This is a genomic window from Streptomyces sp. NPDC030862, assembly GCF_055571835.1.
The window spans coordinates 471,768-491,682 of sequence record NZ_JBVIEN010000001.1; the positions used below are offsets into that span (position 1 = coordinate 471,768).

Annotated in this window: 15 protein-coding genes; 10 read left to right on the forward strand and 5 right to left on the reverse strand. The window is 74.1% G+C overall.

The window, feature by feature from the left end:
• Window positions 1-9: 9 nt before the first annotated feature.
• Complete coding sequence (locus ACZ42X_RS02150; protein WP_468283332.1) at window positions 10-765, forward strand: phosphatase PAP2 family protein; 756 nt, start codon at window positions 10-12, stop codon at window positions 763-765.
• The gene (locus ACZ42X_RS02155) at window positions 762-1,601 is read left to right on the forward strand and encodes a DMT family protein (protein WP_468283334.1); all 840 of its coding nucleotides are present in this window, start codon (window positions 762-764) and stop codon (window positions 1,599-1,601) included. The genes ACZ42X_RS02150 and ACZ42X_RS02155 overlap by 4 nt, the downstream gene beginning before the upstream one ends.
• Here ACZ42X_RS02155 and ACZ42X_RS02160 read toward each other — a convergent pair.
• Complete coding sequence (locus ACZ42X_RS02160) at window positions 1,591-1,956, reverse strand: DUF488 domain-containing protein (RefSeq protein WP_468283336.1); 366 nt, start codon at window positions 1,954-1,956, stop codon at window positions 1,591-1,593. The two genes, ACZ42X_RS02155 and ACZ42X_RS02160, sit on opposite strands and share 11 nt — an antisense overlap.
• Window positions 1,957-2,224: 268 nt before the next feature.
• Window positions 2,225-2,548: a bifunctional 3-phenylpropionate/cinnamic acid dioxygenase ferredoxin subunit gene (locus ACZ42X_RS02165; RefSeq protein WP_361428435.1), complete on the reverse strand. Its 324-nt coding sequence runs from the start codon at window positions 2,546-2,548 to the stop codon at window positions 2,225-2,227.
• Window positions 2,549-2,769: 221 nt separating this feature from the next.
• Here ACZ42X_RS02165 and ACZ42X_RS02170 point away from each other — a divergent pair, with 221 nt between their 5' ends.
• The 7 genes from ACZ42X_RS02170 (at window position 2,770) to ACZ42X_RS02200 (ending at window position 12,427) form a co-directional block, all read left to right on the forward strand.
• Window positions 2,770-3,561, forward strand: coding sequence for an IclR family transcriptional regulator (locus ACZ42X_RS02170; RefSeq protein ID WP_468284096.1), 792 nt, complete (start codon window positions 2,770-2,772; stop codon window positions 3,559-3,561).
• Between the two features lie 314 nt (window positions 3,562-3,875).
• Window positions 3,876-4,496 carry an MBL fold metallo-hydrolase gene (locus ACZ42X_RS02175; RefSeq protein ID WP_468283338.1) on the forward strand — a complete coding sequence of 207 codons (621 nt, stop codon included), beginning with the start codon at window positions 3,876-3,878 and terminating at the stop codon, window positions 4,494-4,496.
• Between the two features lie 23 nt (window positions 4,497-4,519).
• Window positions 4,520-7,027 (forward strand): GcvT family protein, encoded by a 2,508-nt coding sequence (locus ACZ42X_RS02180; protein WP_468283340.1) that lies wholly within the window; start codon window positions 4,520-4,522, stop codon window positions 7,025-7,027.
• A 15-nt stretch (window positions 7,028-7,042) separates the two neighbouring features.
• A complete protein-coding gene (solA, locus tag ACZ42X_RS02185; protein WP_468283342.1) occupies window positions 7,043-8,197 on the forward strand; it encodes an N-methyl-L-tryptophan oxidase in 1,155 nt (384 codons plus the stop codon).
• A 9-nt stretch (window positions 8,198-8,206) separates the two neighbouring features.
• Window positions 8,207-9,337 (forward strand): aromatic ring-hydroxylating oxygenase subunit alpha, encoded by a 1,131-nt coding sequence (locus ACZ42X_RS02190; RefSeq protein WP_468283345.1) that lies wholly within the window; start codon window positions 8,207-8,209, stop codon window positions 9,335-9,337.
• Complete coding sequence (locus tag ACZ42X_RS02195; RefSeq protein WP_468283347.1) at window positions 9,330-10,880, forward strand: APC family permease; 1,551 nt, start codon at window positions 9,330-9,332, stop codon at window positions 10,878-10,880. Before ACZ42X_RS02190 ends, ACZ42X_RS02195 begins: the two co-directional genes overlap by 8 nt.
• Window positions 10,877-12,427: a GMC family oxidoreductase gene (locus ACZ42X_RS02200; protein WP_468283349.1), complete on the forward strand. Its 1,551-nt coding sequence runs from the start codon at window positions 10,877-10,879 to the stop codon at window positions 12,425-12,427. The genes ACZ42X_RS02195 and ACZ42X_RS02200 overlap by 4 nt, the downstream gene beginning before the upstream one ends.
• A 38-nt stretch (window positions 12,428-12,465) precedes the next feature.
• Here the strand turns inward: ACZ42X_RS02200 and ACZ42X_RS02205 are convergent, their stop codons facing one another.
• From ACZ42X_RS02205 to ACZ42X_RS02215, 3 genes are all read right to left on the reverse strand, one after another.
• On the reverse strand, window positions 12,466-13,842 hold the full coding sequence (locus ACZ42X_RS02205; protein WP_468283351.1) for an alpha-lytic protease prodomain-containing protein: 1,377 nt from the start codon (window positions 13,840-13,842) through the stop codon (window positions 12,466-12,468).
• An 87-nt stretch (window positions 13,843-13,929) separates the two neighbouring features.
• Window positions 13,930-16,569: an NACHT domain-containing protein gene (locus ACZ42X_RS02210; RefSeq protein ID WP_468283353.1), complete on the reverse strand. Its 2,640-nt coding sequence runs from the start codon at window positions 16,567-16,569 to the stop codon at window positions 13,930-13,932.
• Window positions 16,570-16,648: 79 nt separating this feature from the next.
• Window positions 16,649-18,883 (reverse strand): WD40/YVTN/BNR-like repeat-containing protein, encoded by a 2,235-nt coding sequence (locus ACZ42X_RS02215; protein ID WP_468283355.1) that lies wholly within the window; start codon window positions 18,881-18,883, stop codon window positions 16,649-16,651.
• 261 nt (window positions 18,884-19,144) lie between these two features.
• Between ACZ42X_RS02215 and ACZ42X_RS02220 the strand changes: the two genes are divergently transcribed.
• Window positions 19,145-19,810, forward strand: a complete 666-nt coding sequence (locus ACZ42X_RS02220; protein ID WP_468283357.1) for a LysE family translocator — start codon at window positions 19,145-19,147, stop codon at window positions 19,808-19,810.
• The last annotated feature ends 105 nt before the right edge of the window (window positions 19,811-19,915 follow it).

Sequence of the window (19,915 nt, forward strand, 5' to 3'; positions counted from 1 at the left end):
GGCCGGACCATGGCTGCCGGGATACCACCGGAGACGACCGCCACCCCGCGGCCGCCCCTGGTACGGGAGCTGGCGCTGGTGACAGCGCTGTTCCTCGTCTACAAACTGGGCCGGCTCGCGGCCAACGGCCACGAGGGCCGCGCCTTCGGGAACGCCGCCCACGTCTGGGAGCTGGAGCGGGCCGTCCACCTGCCGGGCGAGGGGTGGGTGCAGCGGCTGCTGCTGCACGACGGGACGGCCGTCCACGCGGCGAACACGTACTACGCGGTCGTGCACTTCCCGGCGACCGTGGCCTTCCTCGGCTGGCTGTACTGGCGCCGGCCGGCACACTACCTGTGGTCCCGGCGGGCGCTCGCGCTCCTGACCGGCGCCGCGCTCGCGCTCCACCTGCTGGTGCCGCTCGCGCCCCCGCGGATGCTCGCCGAGGCGGGCCTGGTGGACACAGCGCGCGTCTACGGCCCGTCGGTGTACGAGGCGACGCCCGAGACGGACACGATGGCGAACCAGTTCGCGGCGATGCCGTCGCTGCACGTCGGGTGGGCGCTGATGGTCGCGATCGGGATGATGGCCGCCACGCGGGGCCGGTGGCGGCCGCTGTGGCTGCTCCATCCGCTGCTGACCCTGCTGGTCGTGGTCGGCACCGCCAACCACTACTGGCTGGACGCCCTGGTGGCCGCCGTACTGCTGGGCGGTGTCCTCGCCGTCGTACGGGCGCCGGGGGCCGTGCAGCGCGGGCCGGTGCTTCTCGGGGTGGCGGTGCGATGAAGGCGACGCTGTTCGCGGTGGTGCTGTCGCTGGCCTCGGCCGCCGGATACGCGCTGGCCGCGGTCGTCCAGGCGCGGCTCGCCCCGGCGGGCGGCCTGCGGGCGCTGGCCGCACGCCCCCTGTGGTGGTGGGCGATCGGGCTCAACACGGCGGGCGCGCTCACCCATGTCGCGGCGCTGCACTACGGGCCGCTCACCCTGGTCCAGCCGCTCGGCGCGCTGACCCTGGTGGCCGCGCTGCCGGTCGGGGCGTGCTTCGAGCGGCGGCGGGTGCGCGGGGCGGAGTGGCGCGGGGCGCTGTGGACCCTGGGCGGGCTGGTCGGCCTGGTCGCGGTGGTGGGTCCGGCGGCGCCGGGCGACGCGCTGTCCCTGCCGGAGGGGCTGGCGGTCGCCGCGGTGACGGCGCTGGCGATCGCGGCGCTCGTACGCCGGACCGGCCACGGGTACGGGCTCGGGTTCGCCACCGCGTCGGGCGTCGCGTCGGGCGTGGCGTCCGCGCTGACGCAGACGGTGACCGCCTCGCTCGCGCGCGAGCTGCCCGGCGGGCCCCTGGCGGCCTGGCAGACGGCGCTGCTCGCCGTGCTGGTGGCGGTGTTCGCCACGGGTGGGCTGCTGCTGTCCCAGGCCGCGTACCGGGGCGGGCTCGCCGCGCCGCTCGCGGTGGTGAACCTGGCGAACCCGGCGGCGGCGGCCGTGATCGGCGTCGCCCTGCTCGGCGAGGGCTTTCGTGCGGGGCCGGTGGGGTGGCTGGTCGCCGCGGGCTCGGCGGCGCTGGCGGCGCGCGGTGTACTGCTGCTGACGTCCGGTCAGCGCGTGGCCGCTCCGGTCACCGCCTGAGGAGCTCCGCGAGCACGGCCGCGTGGCTCTCGGCGGGCTCCTTGGATGCGGTCAGCAGCGTGAGCGGCCCCTTCCGGGCGAGCTCGCGCAGCCGGTCGAGGGCCTCGGCCGCCTCCGGGGCGGCCAGCTCCGCCTCGTACCGCTCGCGGAACTCCTCGTACGTGCCCTCGCCGGCGTGGTACCAGCGCCGTAGCCCGGTCGAGGGGGTGACGGACTTGGGCCACTCGTCGACGTGGGCGTCCGCCTTGGCCAGTCCGCGCGGCCACAGCCGGTCGACGAGGACCCGCGTCCCGTCGCCGGGCTCCGGCGGCTCGTAGACCCGGCGGAGTTTCGGGCGATGAGCGGCTTTTGTCATAGTTCCAGGCTAGGCGACCCGAAGGTCGAGGAGGCGGTGCGACAGGTGGGTCGCCTTCGTCCACGCCCTTCGCCACGACTTCCTCCGCCATGGCTCGAGAGCATCACACAGCCGGGCTGAGCCTCGCGTGGACGCGTGCGTGGGGCCACGGTCGCCTCGTGGGACGGTCGGCCCCGCGTGCGTGGCGCGGCTCTCATGAAGCGGACCGTCCCGCTCCGTCAGGGCGCGGGCGCCGGACGGCCCTGCAGGCGAGAGCGCGGAGGGCGCTTCATGCGGCGCTGTCCTCCTGCGCGGACGGGACGACGTGGACGACGCCGTCCGCGACGACCACCCGATGGGTGCGGACCGGGCGGCGCGCGGGCAGGCAGGTCGGCCGGCCCGTACGGAGGTCGAACGCGGCGGCGTGGAGCGGGCATTCGACCAGGCAGCCCTCCAGCCAGCCGTCGGAGAGGGACGCGTCCTGGTGGGTGCACGTGTCGTCGATGGCGTACAGCTCGCCGTCCTCGGTGTGGAACACCGCGATCGGCGGGCTGGTGCCGACGCGCACGGACTCGCCGACGGGGAGTTCTTCGAGGCGGCAGACGGGAATCACGGGTCCCCCTCCGTGGTCCGGGAATCCAGGGCCCTTGGGTAACATGATGTTTCGCATGGCACACGAGAGAGCGCGATGCGCAACAGAATCCGGTCGGGTCGCCCGCCGCGTCAAGGGCTTCCCGAGGATGCGGCCCGAACCGGCTGCCAGGGGGTGGGAGTTGAGCTGTGACCCGTGAACCGTCAGTGGCCGAACAACTCCCCGACGGCACCCGTGAGGACGTGCGCGAGGACGGGCGCGAGCGGGCCTCCAAGGGAGCGGCCGGCTCGATCCAGTCGGTGGACCGCGCGGTGAGCGTGCTGGAGATCCTCGCGCGCCTCGGCGAGGCCGGTGTCACCGACATCGCCGACGAGCTGGACGTGCACAAGTCGACGGCGTTCCGGCTGCTCGGCGTGCTCGAGAACCGCGGCCTGGTCTCGCAGGCGCAGGACCGCGGCAAGTACTTCCTGGGGGCCGGCGTGCTGCGCCTGGCGGGGGCGGCGGCCGTCCGGCTGGACATCTCGCAGGAGGGCGCACCGGTCTGCCGGGAGCTCGCCGACGAGCTGGGCGAGACGGTCAACATCGCGGTGCTGGACGACGACGCGGCGGTCAACATCATGCAGGCGCGCGGCCCCGCGTCCGTCACGGCCCAGAACTGGCTGGGCAGACGGACCCCGCTGCACGCCACCTCCAGCGGCAAGGTGCTCCTCGCCCACCTGCCGGCGACGCTGCGCGAGGGACTGCTGGCGCGGGCGCTGCCGCGGTTCACGGAGTACACGGTGAGCAGCGCCCGGATGCTGCGCGCCGAGCTGGAGGCGGTGCGCCGACAGGGGTACGCCCTCGTCACGGAGGAGCTGGAGCTCGGGCTGAACGCGGTGGCCGCGCCGGTACGGGCGCACGACGGCAAGGTCGTCGGCGCGCTGAGCGTGTCCGGCCCGGCCTACCGGCTGGAGCGGGACCGGCTGCCGGAGCTGGCGCGGCGCACGGTGTCGGCGGCCGACGAGCTCTCCCGGCGCATGGGGTACGGCTTCTGAGACGGTGAAGGCGCCCGGAAACGGCACTCCGCTCCTCCGCGGGGGCGGGGGAACCCGGCCCCGCGTCGTCGTGCGTCCGGGCGTTTCACGGCGCCCGATGCTTTTGCGCGCCGTTCGTCCCGGCCTCTTGACGGTCCGTCGGCGCCCTTCCCAGTATGTTCCTCGCCGCGCAACGCATCGCGCATTGTGCAACAGCAGAGGAGTGCTGTCGTGCCCTCGGAGCCCCCTGAGTCCTCAGAGCCCCCTCAACGTGAGCCACGCGAGCTCCACGACGCGGACCGGTGCGGCGAGGTGCTGCGCTCGGTGACCGTACGGTGAGCGGCGTGCGTGCCGAACGGGTCGTCACCTCCGGCACCTTCAGCCTCGACGGCGAGACCGTCGACGTCGACACCAACGTGTGGCTCGTCGGCGACGACGAGGAGGTGCTCGTCGTCGACGCCGCGCACGACGCCCGGGCGATCGCGGCCGCCGTCGCGGGCCGCCGGGTCACCGCCATCGTGTGCACCCACGGCCATGACGACCACATCGGCGCGGCACCCGCCCTCGCGGAGGCCACCGGCGCGCCCGTCCTGCTGCACGCCGCCGACCGGGCGCTGTGGGACACGGTCCACCCGGGGCGGCAGCCGGACGGTGAACTGCGCGACGGGCAGCGGCTGCTGGTCGCCGGGGTCGCGGCACGGGTGCTGCACACCCCCGGCCACACCTGGGGCAGCTGCGCGGTCCACGTCCCGTTCCTGGACGCGGTGTTCACCGGGGACACCCTGTTCCACGGCGGGCCAGGCGCGACCGGCCGCTCGCACTCCGACCAGGCGACGATCATGGCGTCCCTGCGCAGGCGGCTGCTGCCCCTGTCCGGCGCCACCGTCGTGCACACGGGGCACGGCCGCGACACCACGATCGCCGCCGAGCGGCCGCACGTCCCGGCCGCCGTCTGACACCCCCGACACCGAGGAGGGGCATGTCCAGCACGTCCAGCACGTCCAGCACGTCCCGCTCGTCCGCACCCGCACCCGCACCCGCACCCGCCCGGGCCCGGCCCCGCGCCCGCGCCACCCCCCGCGTCGTCGTCATCGGCGCCGGCATCGTCGGCTGCTCCCTCGCCGACGAACTGACCGCCCGCGGCTGGACCGACGTCACCGTCCTGGAGCAGGGGCCGCTCCCCGCCCCCGGCGGCTCCACCTCCCACGCGCCCGGTCTGGTCTTCCAGACCAACCCGTCCAAGACCCTCACCGACTTCGCCGCGTACACCGTCGAGAAGTTCGGCGCCCTGGAGGCCGACGGGCTGCCCTGCTTCGACCGGGTCGGCGGCCTGGAGCTGGCCACCACCGAAGAGCGCCTCGCCGACCTGCACCGCAGGGCCGGGCTCGCCGCCTCCTGGGGTGTGCGCGGCGAGGTGGTCCCGGCGTCCCGCTGCAAGGAGCTGTGGCCGCTGCTCGACGAGACCAAGGTCCTCGGCGGGTTCCACACCCCCGACGACGGGCTCGCCCGCGCCGTCCCCGCCTGCCGCGCCCAGATCACGCGCGCCGAGCAGCGCGGCGCCCGCTTCCTCGACCGGCACACTGTGACCGGCATCGAGCGCGAGAACGGCCGGGTCACCGCGGTCGTCACCGACCGGGGTGCCTTCCCGGCCGATCACGTCGTCTCGGCGGCCGGCTTCTGGGGCCCGGTCATCGGCCGGATGGCGGGCGTCGACGTGCCGCTCCTGCCCCTCGCCCACCAGTACGCGCGGACCCGTCCCCTGCCCGCCCTGGCCGGCGCGCGCGCCGAGGCGACCCGGCCGATCCTGCGCTTCCAGGACCGCGACCTGTACGTACGCGAGCACGCGGACCGGCTCGGCATCGGCAGCTACGCGCACCGGCCGATGCCCGTCGACCCCTTCACCGTCACGGCGTACGACGAGGCGCCCGTCATGCCCTCCTCGTACCCCTTCACCCCCGACGACTTCGCGCCCAGCTGGGCGGACTGCCGGTGGCTGCTGCCCGCCCTCGCGGACAGCGAGGTCGAGGAGGGCTTCAACGGGGTCTTCTCCTTCACGCCCGACGGCATGCCGCTCCTCGGGGAGTCCCGCGCGCTGCGCGGTTTCTGGCTCGCCGAGGCGGTGTGGGTCACGCACGCGGCGGGCGCCGCCAAGGCGGTCGCCGAATGGATGGTCGACGGGCGGCCGACAACCGACGTCCACGCGTGCGACCTCACCCGCTTCGAGGAGGCCCAGCGCTCCCCCGCGTACGTCGCGGAGCGCGGCGCCCGGGAGTTCGTCGAGGTGTACGACGTCGTCCATCCGCTCCAGCCGGTGGAACAGCCCCGGCCGTTGCGGGTCAGCCCCTTCCACGCGCGGCAGCGGGAGCTGGGCGCGTACTTCCTGGAGGGCGGCGGCTGGGAGCGCCCGCACTGGTACGAGGCCAACGCCCCGCTCGCCGAAGGCGTGCGCGTACCCGAGCGGGACGCCTGGTCCGCGCGGTATTGGTCGCCGATCGCGGCCGCGGAGGCGCGGGCGACGCGCGAGAGGGTCGCGCTGTACGACATGACGCCGTTGCGGCGCCTGGAGGTCTCCGGGCCGGGCGCGCTCGCCTTCCTCCAGCGCATGACCACCAACAACCTCGCCAAGAAGCCGGGCGCGGTGACGTACACGCTGCTCCTGGACGAGACCGGCGGCATCCGCTCCGACCTCACCGTGGCGCGGCTCGCGGAGGACCGGTTCCAGATCGGCGCCAACAGCCCCGCCGACGAGGACTGGCTGCTGCGGCACGCGCCCGGTGGCGTCCACATCCGCGACGTCACCTCCGGCACCTGCTGCATCGGCGTGTGGGGCCCGCTCGCCCGGGAGGTGGTGCAGCCGCTGACCCGCGACGACTTCTCGCACCGGGGCTTCGGCTACTTCCGGGCCAAGCGGACGTACGTCGGGCACGTACCGGTGACGGCGATGCGCCTGAGTTACGTCGGCGAGCTGGGCTGGGAGCTGTACACCGGCGCCGACCTGGGCCTGCGGCTCTGGGACACCCTGTGGGAGGCCGGGCGGGAGCACGGCGTCATCGCCGCCGGGCGGTCCGCCTTCAACAGCCTGCGCCTGGAGAAGGGCTACCGGGCCTGGGGCGTCGACATGACCGCCGAGCACACCCCGTACGAGGCGGGTCTGGGCTTCGCCGTCCGCATGGACAAGGGCGACTTCGTGGGGCACGAGGCACTGCTCAAGGCGGCCGAGCCGCGCCGCAGGCTCACCGCCCTGCTCCTCGACGACCCGGCGGCCGTCGTCCTCGGCAAGGAGCCGGTGTACGTCGACGGGGCCCCGGCCGGATACGTGACGAGCGCCGCGTACGGCTACACCCTCGGCCGCTGCGTCGCGTACGCCTGGCTGCCGCCGCTGGCGACGGGCACGGCCGTGCACGTGGAGTACTTCGGCCAGAAGGTGCCGGCGACGGTCGCGGACGAGCCGCTGTTCGACCCGGAGATGAGCCGTATCCGCCGCTGAGGAGGCCGGAGCAACGTGTCACCCACCTATGACGTGATCGTGGTCGGCCTCGGCGGCATGGGCAGCGCCGCCGCGCACCACCTGTCCGCGCGCGGCGCCCGCGTCCTGGGCCTGGAGAAGTTCGGTCCGGTCCACAACCGGGGCTCCAGCCACGGCGGTTCGCGCATCACGCGCCAGTCGTACTTCGAGGACCCCGCCTACGTACCGCTGCTGCTGCGCGCGTACGAGCTCTACGAGCGGCTGGAGCGCGACACCGGACGCGACATCGCCACGCTGTGCGGCGGGCTGATGCTGGGCCGCCCCGCGTCGCGTACCGTCGCCGGATCGCGGCTGTCGGCCGAGCGGTGGGGCCTGCCGCACGAGATGCTCGACGCCGAGGAGATCCGCCGCCGCTTCCCGACACTGACGCCGGCCGACGACGAGGTGGCGCTGTACGAGGCGCGGGCCGGGCTGCTGCGGCCCGAGAACACCGTGGCCGCCCAGCTGCAGCTCGCCACCACGGCCGGGGCGGAGCTCCACTACGAGGAGCCGCTGCTGCGCTGGGAGCCGTACCGCGACGGCGTACGCGTCCACACCGCCGAGAACACCTACACGGCCGGCCAGTTGGTGATCTGCCCGGGGGCGTGGGCGCCGGAGCTGCTCGCGGACCTCGGAGTGCCGTTCACCATCGAGCGGCAGGTCATGTACTGGTTCCGGCCACGCGGTCCGGCCGAACGGTTCCTCCCCGCGCACCATCCGGTCTACATCTGGGAGGACGCGGACGGGGTCCAGATCTACGGCTTCCCGGCCATCGACGGGCCGGAGCTCGGCGCCAAGGTGGCGTTCTTCCGCAAGGGCACCGTCTGCACGCCGGAGACCATCGAGCGGACCGTGCGCGACGACGAGACGGCGGCCATGGCCCGGCAGGCGGGCCGTCTCCTCCCCGACCTGCCGGGCCGGTTCCTGAAGGCCGCGACCTGCATGTACTCCAACACGCCCGACGAGCACTTCGTGATCGCGCGCCATCCCCGGCACCCGGAGTCGGTGACGGTCGCCTGCGGGTTCTCCGGGCACGGCTTCAAATTCGTGCCGGTCGTCGGCGAGATCCTGGCCGATCTGGCCCTGACCGGCACCACCGCGCATCCGATCGAGCTCTTCGACCCCCGGCGTCTCACCGCCGCGCCCGCCTAGGAGGCCGCCGTGACGGCAACAACCCCGCCCCCGAGCCTGATCGCCACGCTCCCCGGCGCCGCCTACACCGACCCCGACCTCTTCCGCCGGGAGCAGGAGCGGATCTTCGAAGCCATGTGGTTCTGCGCGGTGCGCGGCGCGGACCTCGGCAAGCCGGGTGCCTTCCGCACCGTCCAGGTCGGCCGCGAGAGCGTGCTCGTCACCCGCGACCGGGCGGGCGAGCTGCGCGCCTTCCTCAACATCTGCCGCCACCGGGGCGCGCGCCTCTGCCTGGAGGAGTCCGGCGAGGTGCGCAGGAACCTCCAGTGCCCGTACCACGCCTGGACGTACGACCTGGACGGCCGGCTGGTGGCCGCGCCGAACCTGGCGAGGATGCCGGACGTCGACCGGGTCGCGTACGGCCTGGTGGCCGTGCACCTGCGCGAGTGGCTGGGCTACGCCTGGGTGTGCCTGGCCGACGAGGCGCCGTCCTTCGAGGAGACCGTGATGGGGGCGGCGGTGGAGCGGCTGGGCGACGCCGCCTCCCTCGCGCGCTACCGCACCGAGGAGCTCGCGCTCGGCCGCCGCATCACGTACGACGTGAAGGCGAACTGGAAACTGCTCGTCGAGAACTTCATGGAGTGCTACCACTGCGCGACGATCCACCCGGAACTCGTGGACGTGCTCCCGGAGTTCGCGGAGGGGTACGCGGCGCAGTACTACGTCGGCCACGGCGCCGCCTTCGGCGAGGACGTCAAGGGCTTCACGGTCGACGGCAGCGAGGGGTTCGGCAAGCTGCCCGGCATCGCCCCGGACCAGGACCGGCGGTACTACGCCATCACCGTGAAGCCGACGGTCTTCGTCAACCTGGTCCCGGACCATGTGATCCTGCACCGGATGTTCCCGCTGGCCGAGGACCGCACGGTGGTGGAGTGCGACTGGCTGTACGCGCCCGAGGTCGTGGCCTCCGGCGCGGACGTGTCCACGTCGGTGGAGCTGTTCCACCGGGTGAACCTCCAGGACTTCGAGGCGTGCGAGCGCACCCAGCCGGCGATGGCGTCGCGCGCCTACCGCGCCGGCGGCGTCCTCGTGCCGAGCGAGCACCACATCTCCCTCTTCCACACCTGGCTGCTCGACAGGACGGGAGGATCCGGTGCCTGACGCCCTCACCGGCGGGGCGGACGACGACGCCGCACTCGCCGAGTTCGGCTACCGTCCGGAGCTCAAGCGCACGCTCGGCGGCTTCCACACGTTCGCCGCCGGCATCTCGTACATCTCCATCCTCACCGGCACCTTCCAGCTCTTCTACTTCGGCTACGCGAGCGGCGGGCCCGCCTACTGGTGGTCCTGGCCGATGGTGTTCGCGGGCCAGTTCATGGTGGCGCTGTGCTTCGCGGAGCTCGCGGCCCGCCATCCGGTGGCCGGGTCCGTCTACAACTGGGCCAAGCGGCTGGGCAATCCGCACATCGGCTGGCTCGCCGGGTGGATGATGCTGATCGCCTCCATCGTGTCGATCGCGGCCGTGGCCCTCGCCTACCAGCTGACGCTGCCGCGCATCTCGTCGGCGTTCCAGTTCGTGGGCGACGGGACGGGGACGTACGACGTGGCGGCCAACGCCGTCCTGCTCGCCGCCGTCCTCATCCTCTTCACCACCCTCGTCAACGCCTTCGGCGTGAAGCTGATGGCACGGATCAACACGGCGGGCGTCTTCCTCGAACTGATCGCCACGGTGGTGCTGATCGCGCTGCTCGCGGTCAACGTCGTACGCGGCCCGCAGGTCGTGACCGAGACGGCGGGGACCGGAGCGGGGCAGCCCTTCGGCTACCTCGGCGCGTTCCTCGTCGCCTCGCTCGCCTCCGCGTACGTCATGTACGGCTTCGACACGGCCGCGTCGCTGGGCGAGGAGTCGCTCGACCCGTCGCGCAACGCGCCCCGGGCCGTCCTCCGGGCGATCGTCGCTTCCTTCGTGCTGGGCGGGCTGGTGCTGCTGCTGGCGTTGATGAGCGTCAGGAGCCTGCGGGGCGACAAGCTGTCGACGGAGGGGCTGCAGTACGTGGTGCTGGACGTGCTCGGGCCGACGGCCGGCACGGCGATGCTGTGGTGCGTGCTCGTCGCCGTCACGGTGTGCGCGCTGGCCGTGCACACGGCGGCGGTCCGGCTCGCCTTCGCGATGGCCCGCGACACCAACCTCCCGGCGTCGGCGCGGCTGGCGAAGGTGAGCCCGCGGTTCGGTACGCCGGTGCTGCCGACCGTGCTCATCGGGGTGCTGGCGCTGGCGGTCCTGCTCGTCAACGTCCGGCAGCCGCAGATCTTCACGGTGGTCACCGGCATCGGCATCGTCATGATCTACGTGGCCTATCTGCTGGTGACGGGGCCCATGCTGGTGGCGCGGCTGCGCGGCCGGTGGCAGCCGGCCGAGGGGAGGTTCTCGCTCGGCCGCTGGGGCCTGCCGGTGAACGTCCTGGCCGTGCTGTGGGGCGCGGCGATGACCCTCAACCTGATCTGGCCGCGTGCCGCCGTCTACAACGCGACCGCCCCGTACCACTGGTACCTGCGGTGGGGAGCCGTGCTGTTCGTCGGGGCCATCGCGGCGGGCGGCTTCGCCTACTACTGGTTCGTCCAGCGGCACCGTACGGGCGTCCTGGCGGAGCACGCCGCGGCCCCCGCGCCCGCCCCGGCCACGAAGGAGGTCACCCGCTCATGACCGTCCAGGAGTTCGACTACGTCGTCGTCGGCGGCGGTACGGCGGGCAGCGTCGTCGCCGCCCGGCTCAGCGAGGACCCGACCGTCACGGTGTGCGTCCTGGAGGCGGGCCCGAGCGACGTCGGCGACGACGACATCCTGCGCCTGGAGCGCTGGATGGGCCTGCTGGAGTCGGGCTACGACTGGGACTACCCCGTCGAACCGCAGGAGCACGGCAACGGCTTCCTGCGCCACGCCCGCGCCCGGGTGCTCGGCGGCTGCTCCTCGCACAACTCGTGCATCGCCTTCTGGGCCCCGGCGGAGGACCTGGACGACTGGGCGGCGGCGGGCTGCCGGGGCTGGGGCGCGGCCGACCTGTTCCCGCTCTACCGGCGCCTGGAGAACAACGACGCGCCCGGCGACCACCACGGCCGTACGGGCCCGGTGCGGCTGCGCACCCTCAAGGGTGGCGACCCGTGCGGCACGGCGCTGCTGGAGGCGTGCGCGCAGGCGGGCATCCCGACGACGCCGTTCAACACGGGGCGGACGGTGGTGCGGGGTGCGGGCTGGTTCCAGATCAACGCCGACGAGAACAACATCCGCCAGTCGTCGTCGGTGGCGTATCTCCACCCGGTGCTGGGCAAGCGGCCCAACCTGGAGGTACGCACCGGGGTGCGGGCCAAGAAGCTGGTGTTCGAGGGCCACCGCTGCGTCGGCGTCGCCTGTCTGGACCCGGACCTGGTCCACACCCGTACCGTGCGGGCCCGGCGCGAGGTCGTCGTCTCGTGCGGCGCCATCGACTCGCCGAAACTGCTGATGCTGTCGGGCATCGGCCCGGCGGAGCACCTGCGGGAGGTGGGCGTGGACGTGCTGGTCGACGCGCCGGGGGTCGGGGCGAACCTCCAGGACCACCCGGAGGGCGTGATCATGTGGGAGGCGAAGCAGCCGATGCCCGCCACGTCCACGCAGTGGTGGGAGGCGGGCGTCTTCTACGACACGGGACCGGGTCTGGACCGGCCGGACCTGATGTTCCACTACGGCTCGGTGCCCTTCGACCTCCACACCGTCCGGCACGGCTACCCGACCTCCGAGAACGCCTTCTGCCTCACGCCCAATGTGACCCGGGCCCGCTCCCGGGGCACCGTGCGGCTGCGGACCCGCGACTTCCGGGACAAGCCGCGGGTCGACCCCCGCTACTTCACGCACGAGCACGACGTGCGGGTGATGACGTACGGGCTGCGGCTCGCCCGCCGCATCGCCGCCCAGCCGGCTCTGGCGGGGTGGGCGGGCGCCGAGCTGGCGCCGGGCCCGGACGTCCGCCGCGACGACGAGCTGCTCGACTACATCCGCGCCACCCACAACACCGTCTACCACCCCGCCTGCACCGTGCGGATGGGCGCGGCGGGCGACCCGCTGGCCCCGCTCGACGCCCGGCTGAGGGTGAAGGGCGTGGCGGGGCTGCGGGTCGCGGACGGCTCGGTCATGCCGGACCTGGTGACGGTCAACCCGTGCGTCACGACGATGGCGATCGGCGAGAAGTGCGCGGACCTCCTCAAGGAGGACCGCTGAGGAGGACCGCTGAGGAGGACCGCCGAAGGCTCCCGTGGTCAGGCGCGCTGCCACACCACCGGGGCCGCCGCGGGGTGCCAGCCCGGCTGCGCCTGGTGGGACTGGATGCAGCGGTAGGTGAGGCCGTCGTAGGTGACCTGGTCGCCGGGCGCGTACACCTTGCCGGCGGCCCAGGTGCCGCCCGCCTTGCCGGCCTCGCCCGGCTGGCTGGCGGTCGTCTTCAGCGCCAGCCCGTACGTCTGGAGGATGGGGTTGATGGGCTGGTGGTAGGTGGTGCCGCCCGAGGTGCAGTTCCCGGAGCCGCCGGAGGTCACGCCCTGGGCCTGGCTGCCGGAGACGTACGCGCCGCCCGAGTCGCCGGGCTCGGCGCAGACGGTGGTGCGGGTCATGCCGGTGACGGTGCCCTGGGGGTAGGTGACACTGGTGTTGTGCTGCTCGACGGTGCCGCAGTGCCAGCCGGTGGTGGAGCCCGAGCGGCAGATCGATGCGCCGACGAGGGCCTCGGTGGAGCCGGTCACCTCGACGTTCTTCTCGGCCTCGCCCTTGACGTACGCGGTCGCGGCCCACTCCGCGTTGGTGGCCACCCAGGCCATGTCGCTCTCGGGGAACTTGGAGGCCTTGAAGGCTCCCTGGGCCACCTTGTTGTGGCCCATGGTCTCGTTCCCCTCCTTGCCGCAGTGCCCGGCGGTGGCGAAGCCGGGCTGCGTACCGGACATGACGGAGAAGCCGACGGAGCAGCGGGCGGCGCCGATGTAGTACGCGTCGCCGCCGCGCAGGTCGTGCGCCAGCGGCTGCGGCCGCTCGGCCGTCGTCCGTACGCGCACCAGGGCGCGGTCCAGGCCGGTGGCGGTGAGGAGCGCCTCCGCCGCGGCCGGTTCGGTGGCCTCCAGCGTCACGGTGTTGGTCCGTACGTCGACGTACCAGACGGGCGCGTCGATCGTCTTGGTGGTCGTGGCGGCCTGGTCCAGCTTGGCCTTGGCGGCTTCGAGCTCGGCGAGCCCGTACCGTACGACCTCGGCCTCGGCACCGCCGGCCTTGATGGTGGGCACGTCGGCGGCGTCGGTGGTGGCGACCGTGACGATGGCGGAGGTGGTGCCGCGGACCCAGGCGCCCGCGAAGCGGGTGCCGAGCGCGGCGCGCAGGCGGCCCGCGATGGCCCCGGCCTCGGCCTCGTTGACGAGGCGCTTCGCGGCCTGGTCGCCGGTGAGGCCGAGGTCGCGCTGGAGGGCGCGCAGCACTTCGGGTGAGGGTCTGTCGGCGCCGAGCGTCGCGGCGGCCGACGGCACGGTGGAGGAGGGTCCGGCGGGTGGGGTGGGCGTTTCGGACGCGACCGCGGCGGGCAGCCCGGTCAGCACGAGCGCGCCGGCCGCGACGAGGACGGCGGTGCACGCGGCTGTGGTGTGTCGGTGGAGCATCAGGTGTCACCTCGGTTTCGGTGGGGGAAAGGCCCGATCCGTAGGTGTTGCCGAAAACGCCGCCGAAAATGTCGGCTTGTCGGTTTATTAGGTGGTACGGCAGACGCGGGCCCGCCATGCGGCGTAACCGCCGCGGCCCCGCGGTCCCGGAACGCCCGGGTGGGCCCCGGAGGCGTCGTCCGCCCCCGCGTCGTCCGCCCCGGCGGCGAGACGGTGCTGCAGCTCGATGTGGCGGAACTGGTGGACGGCCCCCACCTGGCGCAGCACCCCGCGCCGCTCGTGCGCGTCCACGAGGAAGGCGGTCAGGTCGCGGGGGGTGTGGCCGCGCAGCGCCAGGTAGTGGCGCGCGAGGGTGTAGCGCCACCAGGCGCTGTGGCTGAGGGCGGCACCGAGCCCGACCGCCGTGCCGTACGCCAGGGCGCGGCAGAGGAGGTGGGCGGGGGTCATCGCCACCTTGCCGCCGTCGGCGAGGCCCCGCGTCAGACCGTAGAACGGCCCGCTCTCCAGGGCGTATCCGGCGGCGTAGCAGACGAGGAAGGCGCCGCCGATCGCCGAGCCGACCATCAGCCACTGCCGGCGGCAGACCCGGCGGTCCTGCACCAACAGCTCCGCCGGGCCGACCGCCGTGGCGAGGTCGGCCGGTTTCCCCTTCAGGCCGTGGACGAGACCGACGGCGAGTCCGTACGCGGTCATGAACGCGAGCATGATGCCGAAGGAGTACGTGGGCACCCCGGAGGGAGCGGACTGGATCCGCAGCACGGCCCAGTGGGTGAGCCCGATCGTGGAGCCGCTGGCCAGCCCGATGGTGAAGCCGGGCCAGAACCAGGTCCACTGCGTACGGATGGTGGGGATGGGCCTCGGGCGGCGCGCCGACAGGTCACCGGCCACGGCGCCGACCGCGCCGCCCGCCAGGCCGTAGACGGCGGCGTTCGCCAGGGCGCCGAGGAGCGCCGCCGACGGGCCGAAGGTGGGGCGGAAGGAGAACCAGAGGACACCGCCGGCGGCGAGGCCCACGGCGCACCCGCGCCAGTCCCACGCCCAGCTCCGCCGGCCGGCCGGGCGCGGCGCGACGAGCCGGCTGGTCAGGGCGCCGACGACGCCGCCCGCGAATCCGTAGGCGAAGCCGTTGGCGGTGGTGGTCAGCAGCCAGCCCGGGGCACCGGTGGCCAGCGCCAGGGTGACGCCCTCGGCGACGCCCGTGGTGAGCCCGGCGGCGATGCCGCAGCCGAGGCCGCCCGCGACCCCGCCGGCCAGCCCGCCGACGATCGCCGCGGGCGGCCCGGTCAGCCAGCCGCTGTCCAGCCCGGCGGCCAGCGCGACCAGCCTGCCGATCACGGTGGCGGCGAACCACGCGGCGGTGCCGAGCACCACGCCGGTCGCCGCCTGCGCGAGCCGGGGCGGCAGCAGCCGGGGCAGCCGCCACCAGGCGAGGTCGGTCGTGCCGCCGCGGGCGGCGTCGAGGTGCCGCGCCAGGAAGCGCAGCGCGCGCTCGGCCTGCTCGGGTGTCCAGCGGCAGGGGTGGCGGGGGTGCGGGCGGTAGGCGGCGGGTACGAAGGCGTCGAAGAGGTGGCGCTCCAGGGCGGCGCGGTCGGGGAACCGGCCCGGGTCGCACAGCTCCGCCGGGGCGGGCAGCACCGCGCCGTGCTCGCCGGGGCGGGGGTTGTAGACGGTACGCGCCAGGAACAGCGCCAGCGGCGTGCGCAGCACCCGGGCCACCGGCGCGTCGGTGCCGAGGCGGCGGATCACCGGCTCCCAGCGGTCGGCCGCCGCCGTGCCCCGACCCCCGGCGTCCCGGCGCAGATAGGCGGCGATGTCGGCGTTGTCCAGTGGCCGCAGCTCGACGGCGGCCGCGCCCGCGAGGCGGACCGGCACCCCGGACGCCGGGGCGAGCGCGGCGCGGTACTCGGTGACGCGGCTGGAGACGACCAGCGGCTGCCCGAGCGGCAGCGCGGCGTTGACCATGTCCAGGGCCATGCTCCGGAAGGGCGCCGGGATCTCGTCGAAGCCGTCGAGGACCGGCAGGATGAGCCGGTGCTCCAACAGGGCCCGGGCGTGGCCGAGCTGGGAGTCGCCGAGCCCCGTGTAGTCCCGCGCGAGGCGCTCGGCCATCCACTCCTCCAGCGGCTGCCGGGCCGGGTTCCAGGAGGCGAGGGGGAACAGCACCGGGACGGGCCCGCCCTCGGCGCGCCGGGCGATCAGGGCCAGCAGCAGGCGGATCAGCAGCATGGTCTTGCCGGTGCCGGGCTCCCCGAGGACGAGGAGCCGCCGCGTGGGCAGCCGGTGGAGGAACACGTCGGTGATCTCGGCCCCGGCCCCGGCCAGGTCGGCGGCCGGGCGGGTCTCCCCCGCGTCACCGGCCTCCGCCATCGCGAGGAGGTCGGGCCACGCCTCGCCCAGGTCCGGGTCGGCGGCCCGCCACGACACCGCGAGCGGATAGGGGTCGTTCAGGCGGCGTACGCGCACCTCGGCGTCCCACTGGCTGCGTACGGCCACGGCGAGTTGGTCGGCGATGTCGGCGGGGCGGGGGGCGACGGCCGCCTCCGTCCGCTCGGCGCGGAAGGCGGCCCACGACAGGTACAGCCCGGCCAGCGACGGCAGCAGTGACACCGCCGTCTCGGCCGGCCGCAGATCGAAGCGGAAGGTGATCCACAGCGCCCCGGCCACGCCCCCGACCGCCAGTACGCCGAAGATGACCCCGTCCCAGCGCGCCCGCGCACCGCTCCTCATGGGGGGATTCTGCGGTGGCGGGCGCACGGCGGGGGCGGCGAACCGCGAGCGGCCCCTCGTACGGGTGATCAGGCCCCGGTCAGGGCGTGGTCAGTTCGTAGAAGCCCCTGCCGAAGGTGGCGGCGACCAGCCGGTGGTGGCGGGCGTCGTACTCGATGTCGTCGACCGGGACCTGGGGCATGCCGCGGCCCAGGCGCAGCCAGTGGCCCCGGCCGGAGGGGCTGGTGAACACGCCCTGGTCGGTGCCGATGTAGAGGATGCCGCCGCGGGCGACGACCAGGTCGTTGACGGGCGCGGCCGGGAGGTTCCCGGACAGGTCCCGCCAGTGGCGGCCGCCGTCGGTGCTGGCGTACACGTGCGGCAGCGGGGAGCCCGCGCGGTAGCCGGAGTGGGTGGTCCAGACGCGGTCGGGGTCGGCCGGGTCGACGACCACGCGGGTCACCCACGGCCGCCCCTCGGCGAGTTTGGTCCAGGTCGCGCCGAGGTCCCTGGTGACCCAGACGCGGCCGTCGTCGGTGCCCGCGTACACGGTGCGCCCGTCGGCCGCCGGGGCGAGGGAGGTGATGGTGCCGTAGTTGGGGTAGGCGGGGTCGGCGCCGGGACCGCCGGACAGGTCGGGGCTGATGGGATGCCAGGTCACGCCGCCGTCGGTGGAGCGGTTGACGACCTCGGAGCCGTAGTACAGGATCCGCGGGTCGCGCGGGTCGAAGACGACGGGCGTGAACCAGTTCCGGCGCTTGAAGGCGGTCTTGTCGGCGAAGTACGTGAGGGTGTCGCCGCCGTCGGTGGAGCGGAAGCAGTTGCCGTACTGGTAGCAGGCGAAGACGTTGTCGGGGTCGGTGGGGTTGATGAGGTTCTCCTCGCCGTCGCCGCCGAGGTACTCGTTGAAGCCGTCGCCGTCCCCGGCCCAGGAGCGCAGCGAGCCGTTGTCCTGGGCGCCGCCGGAGATCCGGGTGACGTCCTGCGGGGTGATGGCGGCGCTGTACAGCTGGGTGTACGGCTCGTGGCGGGCCTTGACCCAGCCGCCGTCGCCGTCGCGGTCGGAGCGGTAGACCCCGCCGTCGTTGCCCAGGTAGACGCGGCCGGGCCGGCGCGGGTCCCACACCATGGCGTGGTGGTCGACGTGGATGCTGGTGTCGTCGCCGGTCCAGGTGGCGCCGCCGTCCCGCGTCGTCATCAGCGCGACCCCGGCCACGTGGACGTGGTCGGCGTCGCGCGGGTCGGCCCACACCTTGCCGAACCACCAGCCGAAGCTGGACTGCGAGGCGGCGAGCGCCTGGTCGTCCGGCGTACGGTTCCAGGTGTCGCCGCCGTCGTCGGAGACGTAGAAGCCCTCGAAGGGGCCGCCGGACTTGTTGACGAGCGCGTAGAGGCGGTCGCCCGCGACGGCGAGGCCGATGCGCCCCACGTCGGGGCCGCGCGCGGGCAGGCCGCCGCCCAGGCGCTGCCAGCTCCGGCCGCCGTCGGTGGAGCGGAAGACGCCCGAGCCAACGCCGCCGTAGGTGCGCAGGTCGGGGCGGCGGCGGTGGTCCCACATCACGGCGTAGAGCCGGTCGCCGTCGACGGCGATCTCGGTGGCGCCGGTGAAGTCGTTCTCCCCGGCGAGGATGCGCTGCCAGGTCTCGCCGGCGTCGTCGGAGCGGTAGACGCCGCGGTCGCCGCCGCCGTTGTAGAGCGAGCCGGCCGCGGCCACGTAGACGCGCCGCGGGTTGGCGGGGTCGACGGTGATGGCGCTGATCGCGCCCGAGTCGCGCAGGCCGATGGGGCGCCAGTGGGCCCCGCCGTCGGTGGAGCGGTACAGCCCCGTGCCCTCGTAGGTGATGCTCCCGCCACCGGGGTTGGGCTCGCCGGTGCCGACGTAGAGGGTGCCGTCGGGGGCGGTGGCGACCGCGCCCATGGCCTGCGTCCAGTCGTCGGGCCACACGGAGTGGAAGGTGCTCCCGGCGTCGGTGGAGCGCCACAGGCCGCCGCCGGCGGCGGCCGCGTACACGGTGTCGGCGCGGGTGGGGTCGAGCGCGAGCGAGACGATCCGGCCGCCGATGTCGGTCGGCCCGACGGCCTTCCAGCGCCCGCCGATCGCGGGCAGCTTCCGCGCCTGTTGGGCGGCGAGGTCGTGGGCGTGGCGCGGCATCGCCTGCCCGGGCAGGGTCTTCTGCTGGTACCGGTACTCCGCCGGCGCGGACGGCCCCCGCACCGGCCGGTAGACGTCGGGCGGGCCGGGCGGCGCGGCGGTGGCGGGGGCGGTGCCCGGCGCCGTGAGGACGGCGGCGCCGGCCACCACGGCGAGGACGAACGACAGCAGGCGTCTACGCATGAGCACCCTCTCGTTGGCCACGACCACTTCAAACGGCGACGACGTTACGAGAGGGCGGGTGTGAACAGAAGGGCGCGTGTCGGCCTTTGTGGCACGCGAGGCGCAGGGCGCCCCGAAGGCAGGAGCCGTGGGGGTGACGTCGGACGCGTTGCAGCTCCACCCGGGGCTGTTCAACACCACCGGTCGACAACTCCCAGATTCCTGCCCGATTTCGGGCAGGAATCTGGAGGTTCGTCGACTCCCGCTCTATGGTGAGCGTCCATGATCACCGTAACCGCGTTGTGGACGTTCTCTCTGATGGTGGGACTCCTCACCCTCACGCCGGGGGTGGACACCGCGCTCATCCTGCGCACCGCCGCGCTCGGGCACCGCCGCCGCGCCTGGGGCGTGATCCTCGGGATCCAGAGCGGCACGCTGGTCTGGGGCGTGCTCACCTCGCTCGGGGTCACCGCACTGCTGACCGCCTCTCACCTCGCGTACGCAACGCTCCGCTGGGCCGGGGCCGCCTACCTGGTGTGGATGGGCGGCAGGCTGCTGTGGACCACCTGGCGCCGGCCGGCAGCCGAGTGCCCGGAGACGGCCGAAGCCGGGGCCGGCACCGGAACAAGCACCGGAACAGGCGCCGGGGGCAGCCTGCTCGGCGGCTGGCGTCACGGGATCACGACCAATCTCCTCAACCCGAAGATGGGCGCCTTCTACGTCGCGGTGCTCCCCCAGTTCATCCCCGCCGACGCCTCGCACCTCGCCGCGGGCGCGCTCCTGGCCGGCATCCACGTCGTTCTGGCCGTCGTCTGGGCCTGCGCACTGCTCGCCCTCGCCCACGCGCTCCGGGACCGGCTGCAGCGGCCCTCGGTGCGCCGCCGCCTCGACCGCATCACCGGTACGGTCATCGCCGCCTTCGGTCTCCGTCTCGCACTCGCGGAGTGAGCGGAGTGAGCGGAGTGAGCGGAGTGAGCGGAGTGAGCGGAGTGAGGCGGGTGCGAGCCCCTGCCGACCGCGCCGACGACCGACGAACGGGCAGCCCCCTCCCCC

Bases quoted from the DNA above. Each gene is read 5' to 3' on its own strand.
- ACZ42X_RS02205 (WP_468283351.1), bottom strand. From the start codon at position 13,842: ATGCTCCACCGACACACCACAGCCGCGTGCACCGCCGTCCTCGTCGCG.
- ACZ42X_RS02160 (WP_468283336.1), bottom strand. From the start codon at position 1,956: ATGACAAAAGCCGCTCATCGCCCGAAACTCCGCCGGGTCTACGAGCCG.
- ACZ42X_RS02215 (WP_468283355.1), bottom strand. From the start codon at position 18,883: ATGCGTAGACGCCTGCTGTCGTTCGTCCTCGCCGTGGTGGCCGGCGCC.
- ACZ42X_RS02155 (WP_468283334.1), top strand. From the start codon at position 762: ATGAAGGCGACGCTGTTCGCGGTGGTGCTGTCGCTGGCCTCGGCCGCC.
- ACZ42X_RS02150 (WP_468283332.1), top strand. From the start codon at position 10: ATGGCTGCCGGGATACCACCGGAGACGACCGCCACCCCGCGGCCGCCC.
- ACZ42X_RS02200 (WP_468283349.1), top strand. From the start codon at position 10,877: ATGACCGTCCAGGAGTTCGACTACGTCGTCGTCGGCGGCGGTACGGCG.
- ACZ42X_RS02220 (WP_468283357.1), top strand. From the start codon at position 19,145: ATGATCACCGTAACCGCGTTGTGGACGTTCTCTCTGATGGTGGGACTC.
- ACZ42X_RS02180 (WP_468283340.1), top strand. From the start codon at position 4,520: ATGTCCAGCACGTCCAGCACGTCCAGCACGTCCCGCTCGTCCGCACCC.
- ACZ42X_RS02210 (WP_468283353.1), bottom strand. From the start codon at position 16,569: ATGAGGAGCGGTGCGCGGGCGCGCTGGGACGGGGTCATCTTCGGCGTA.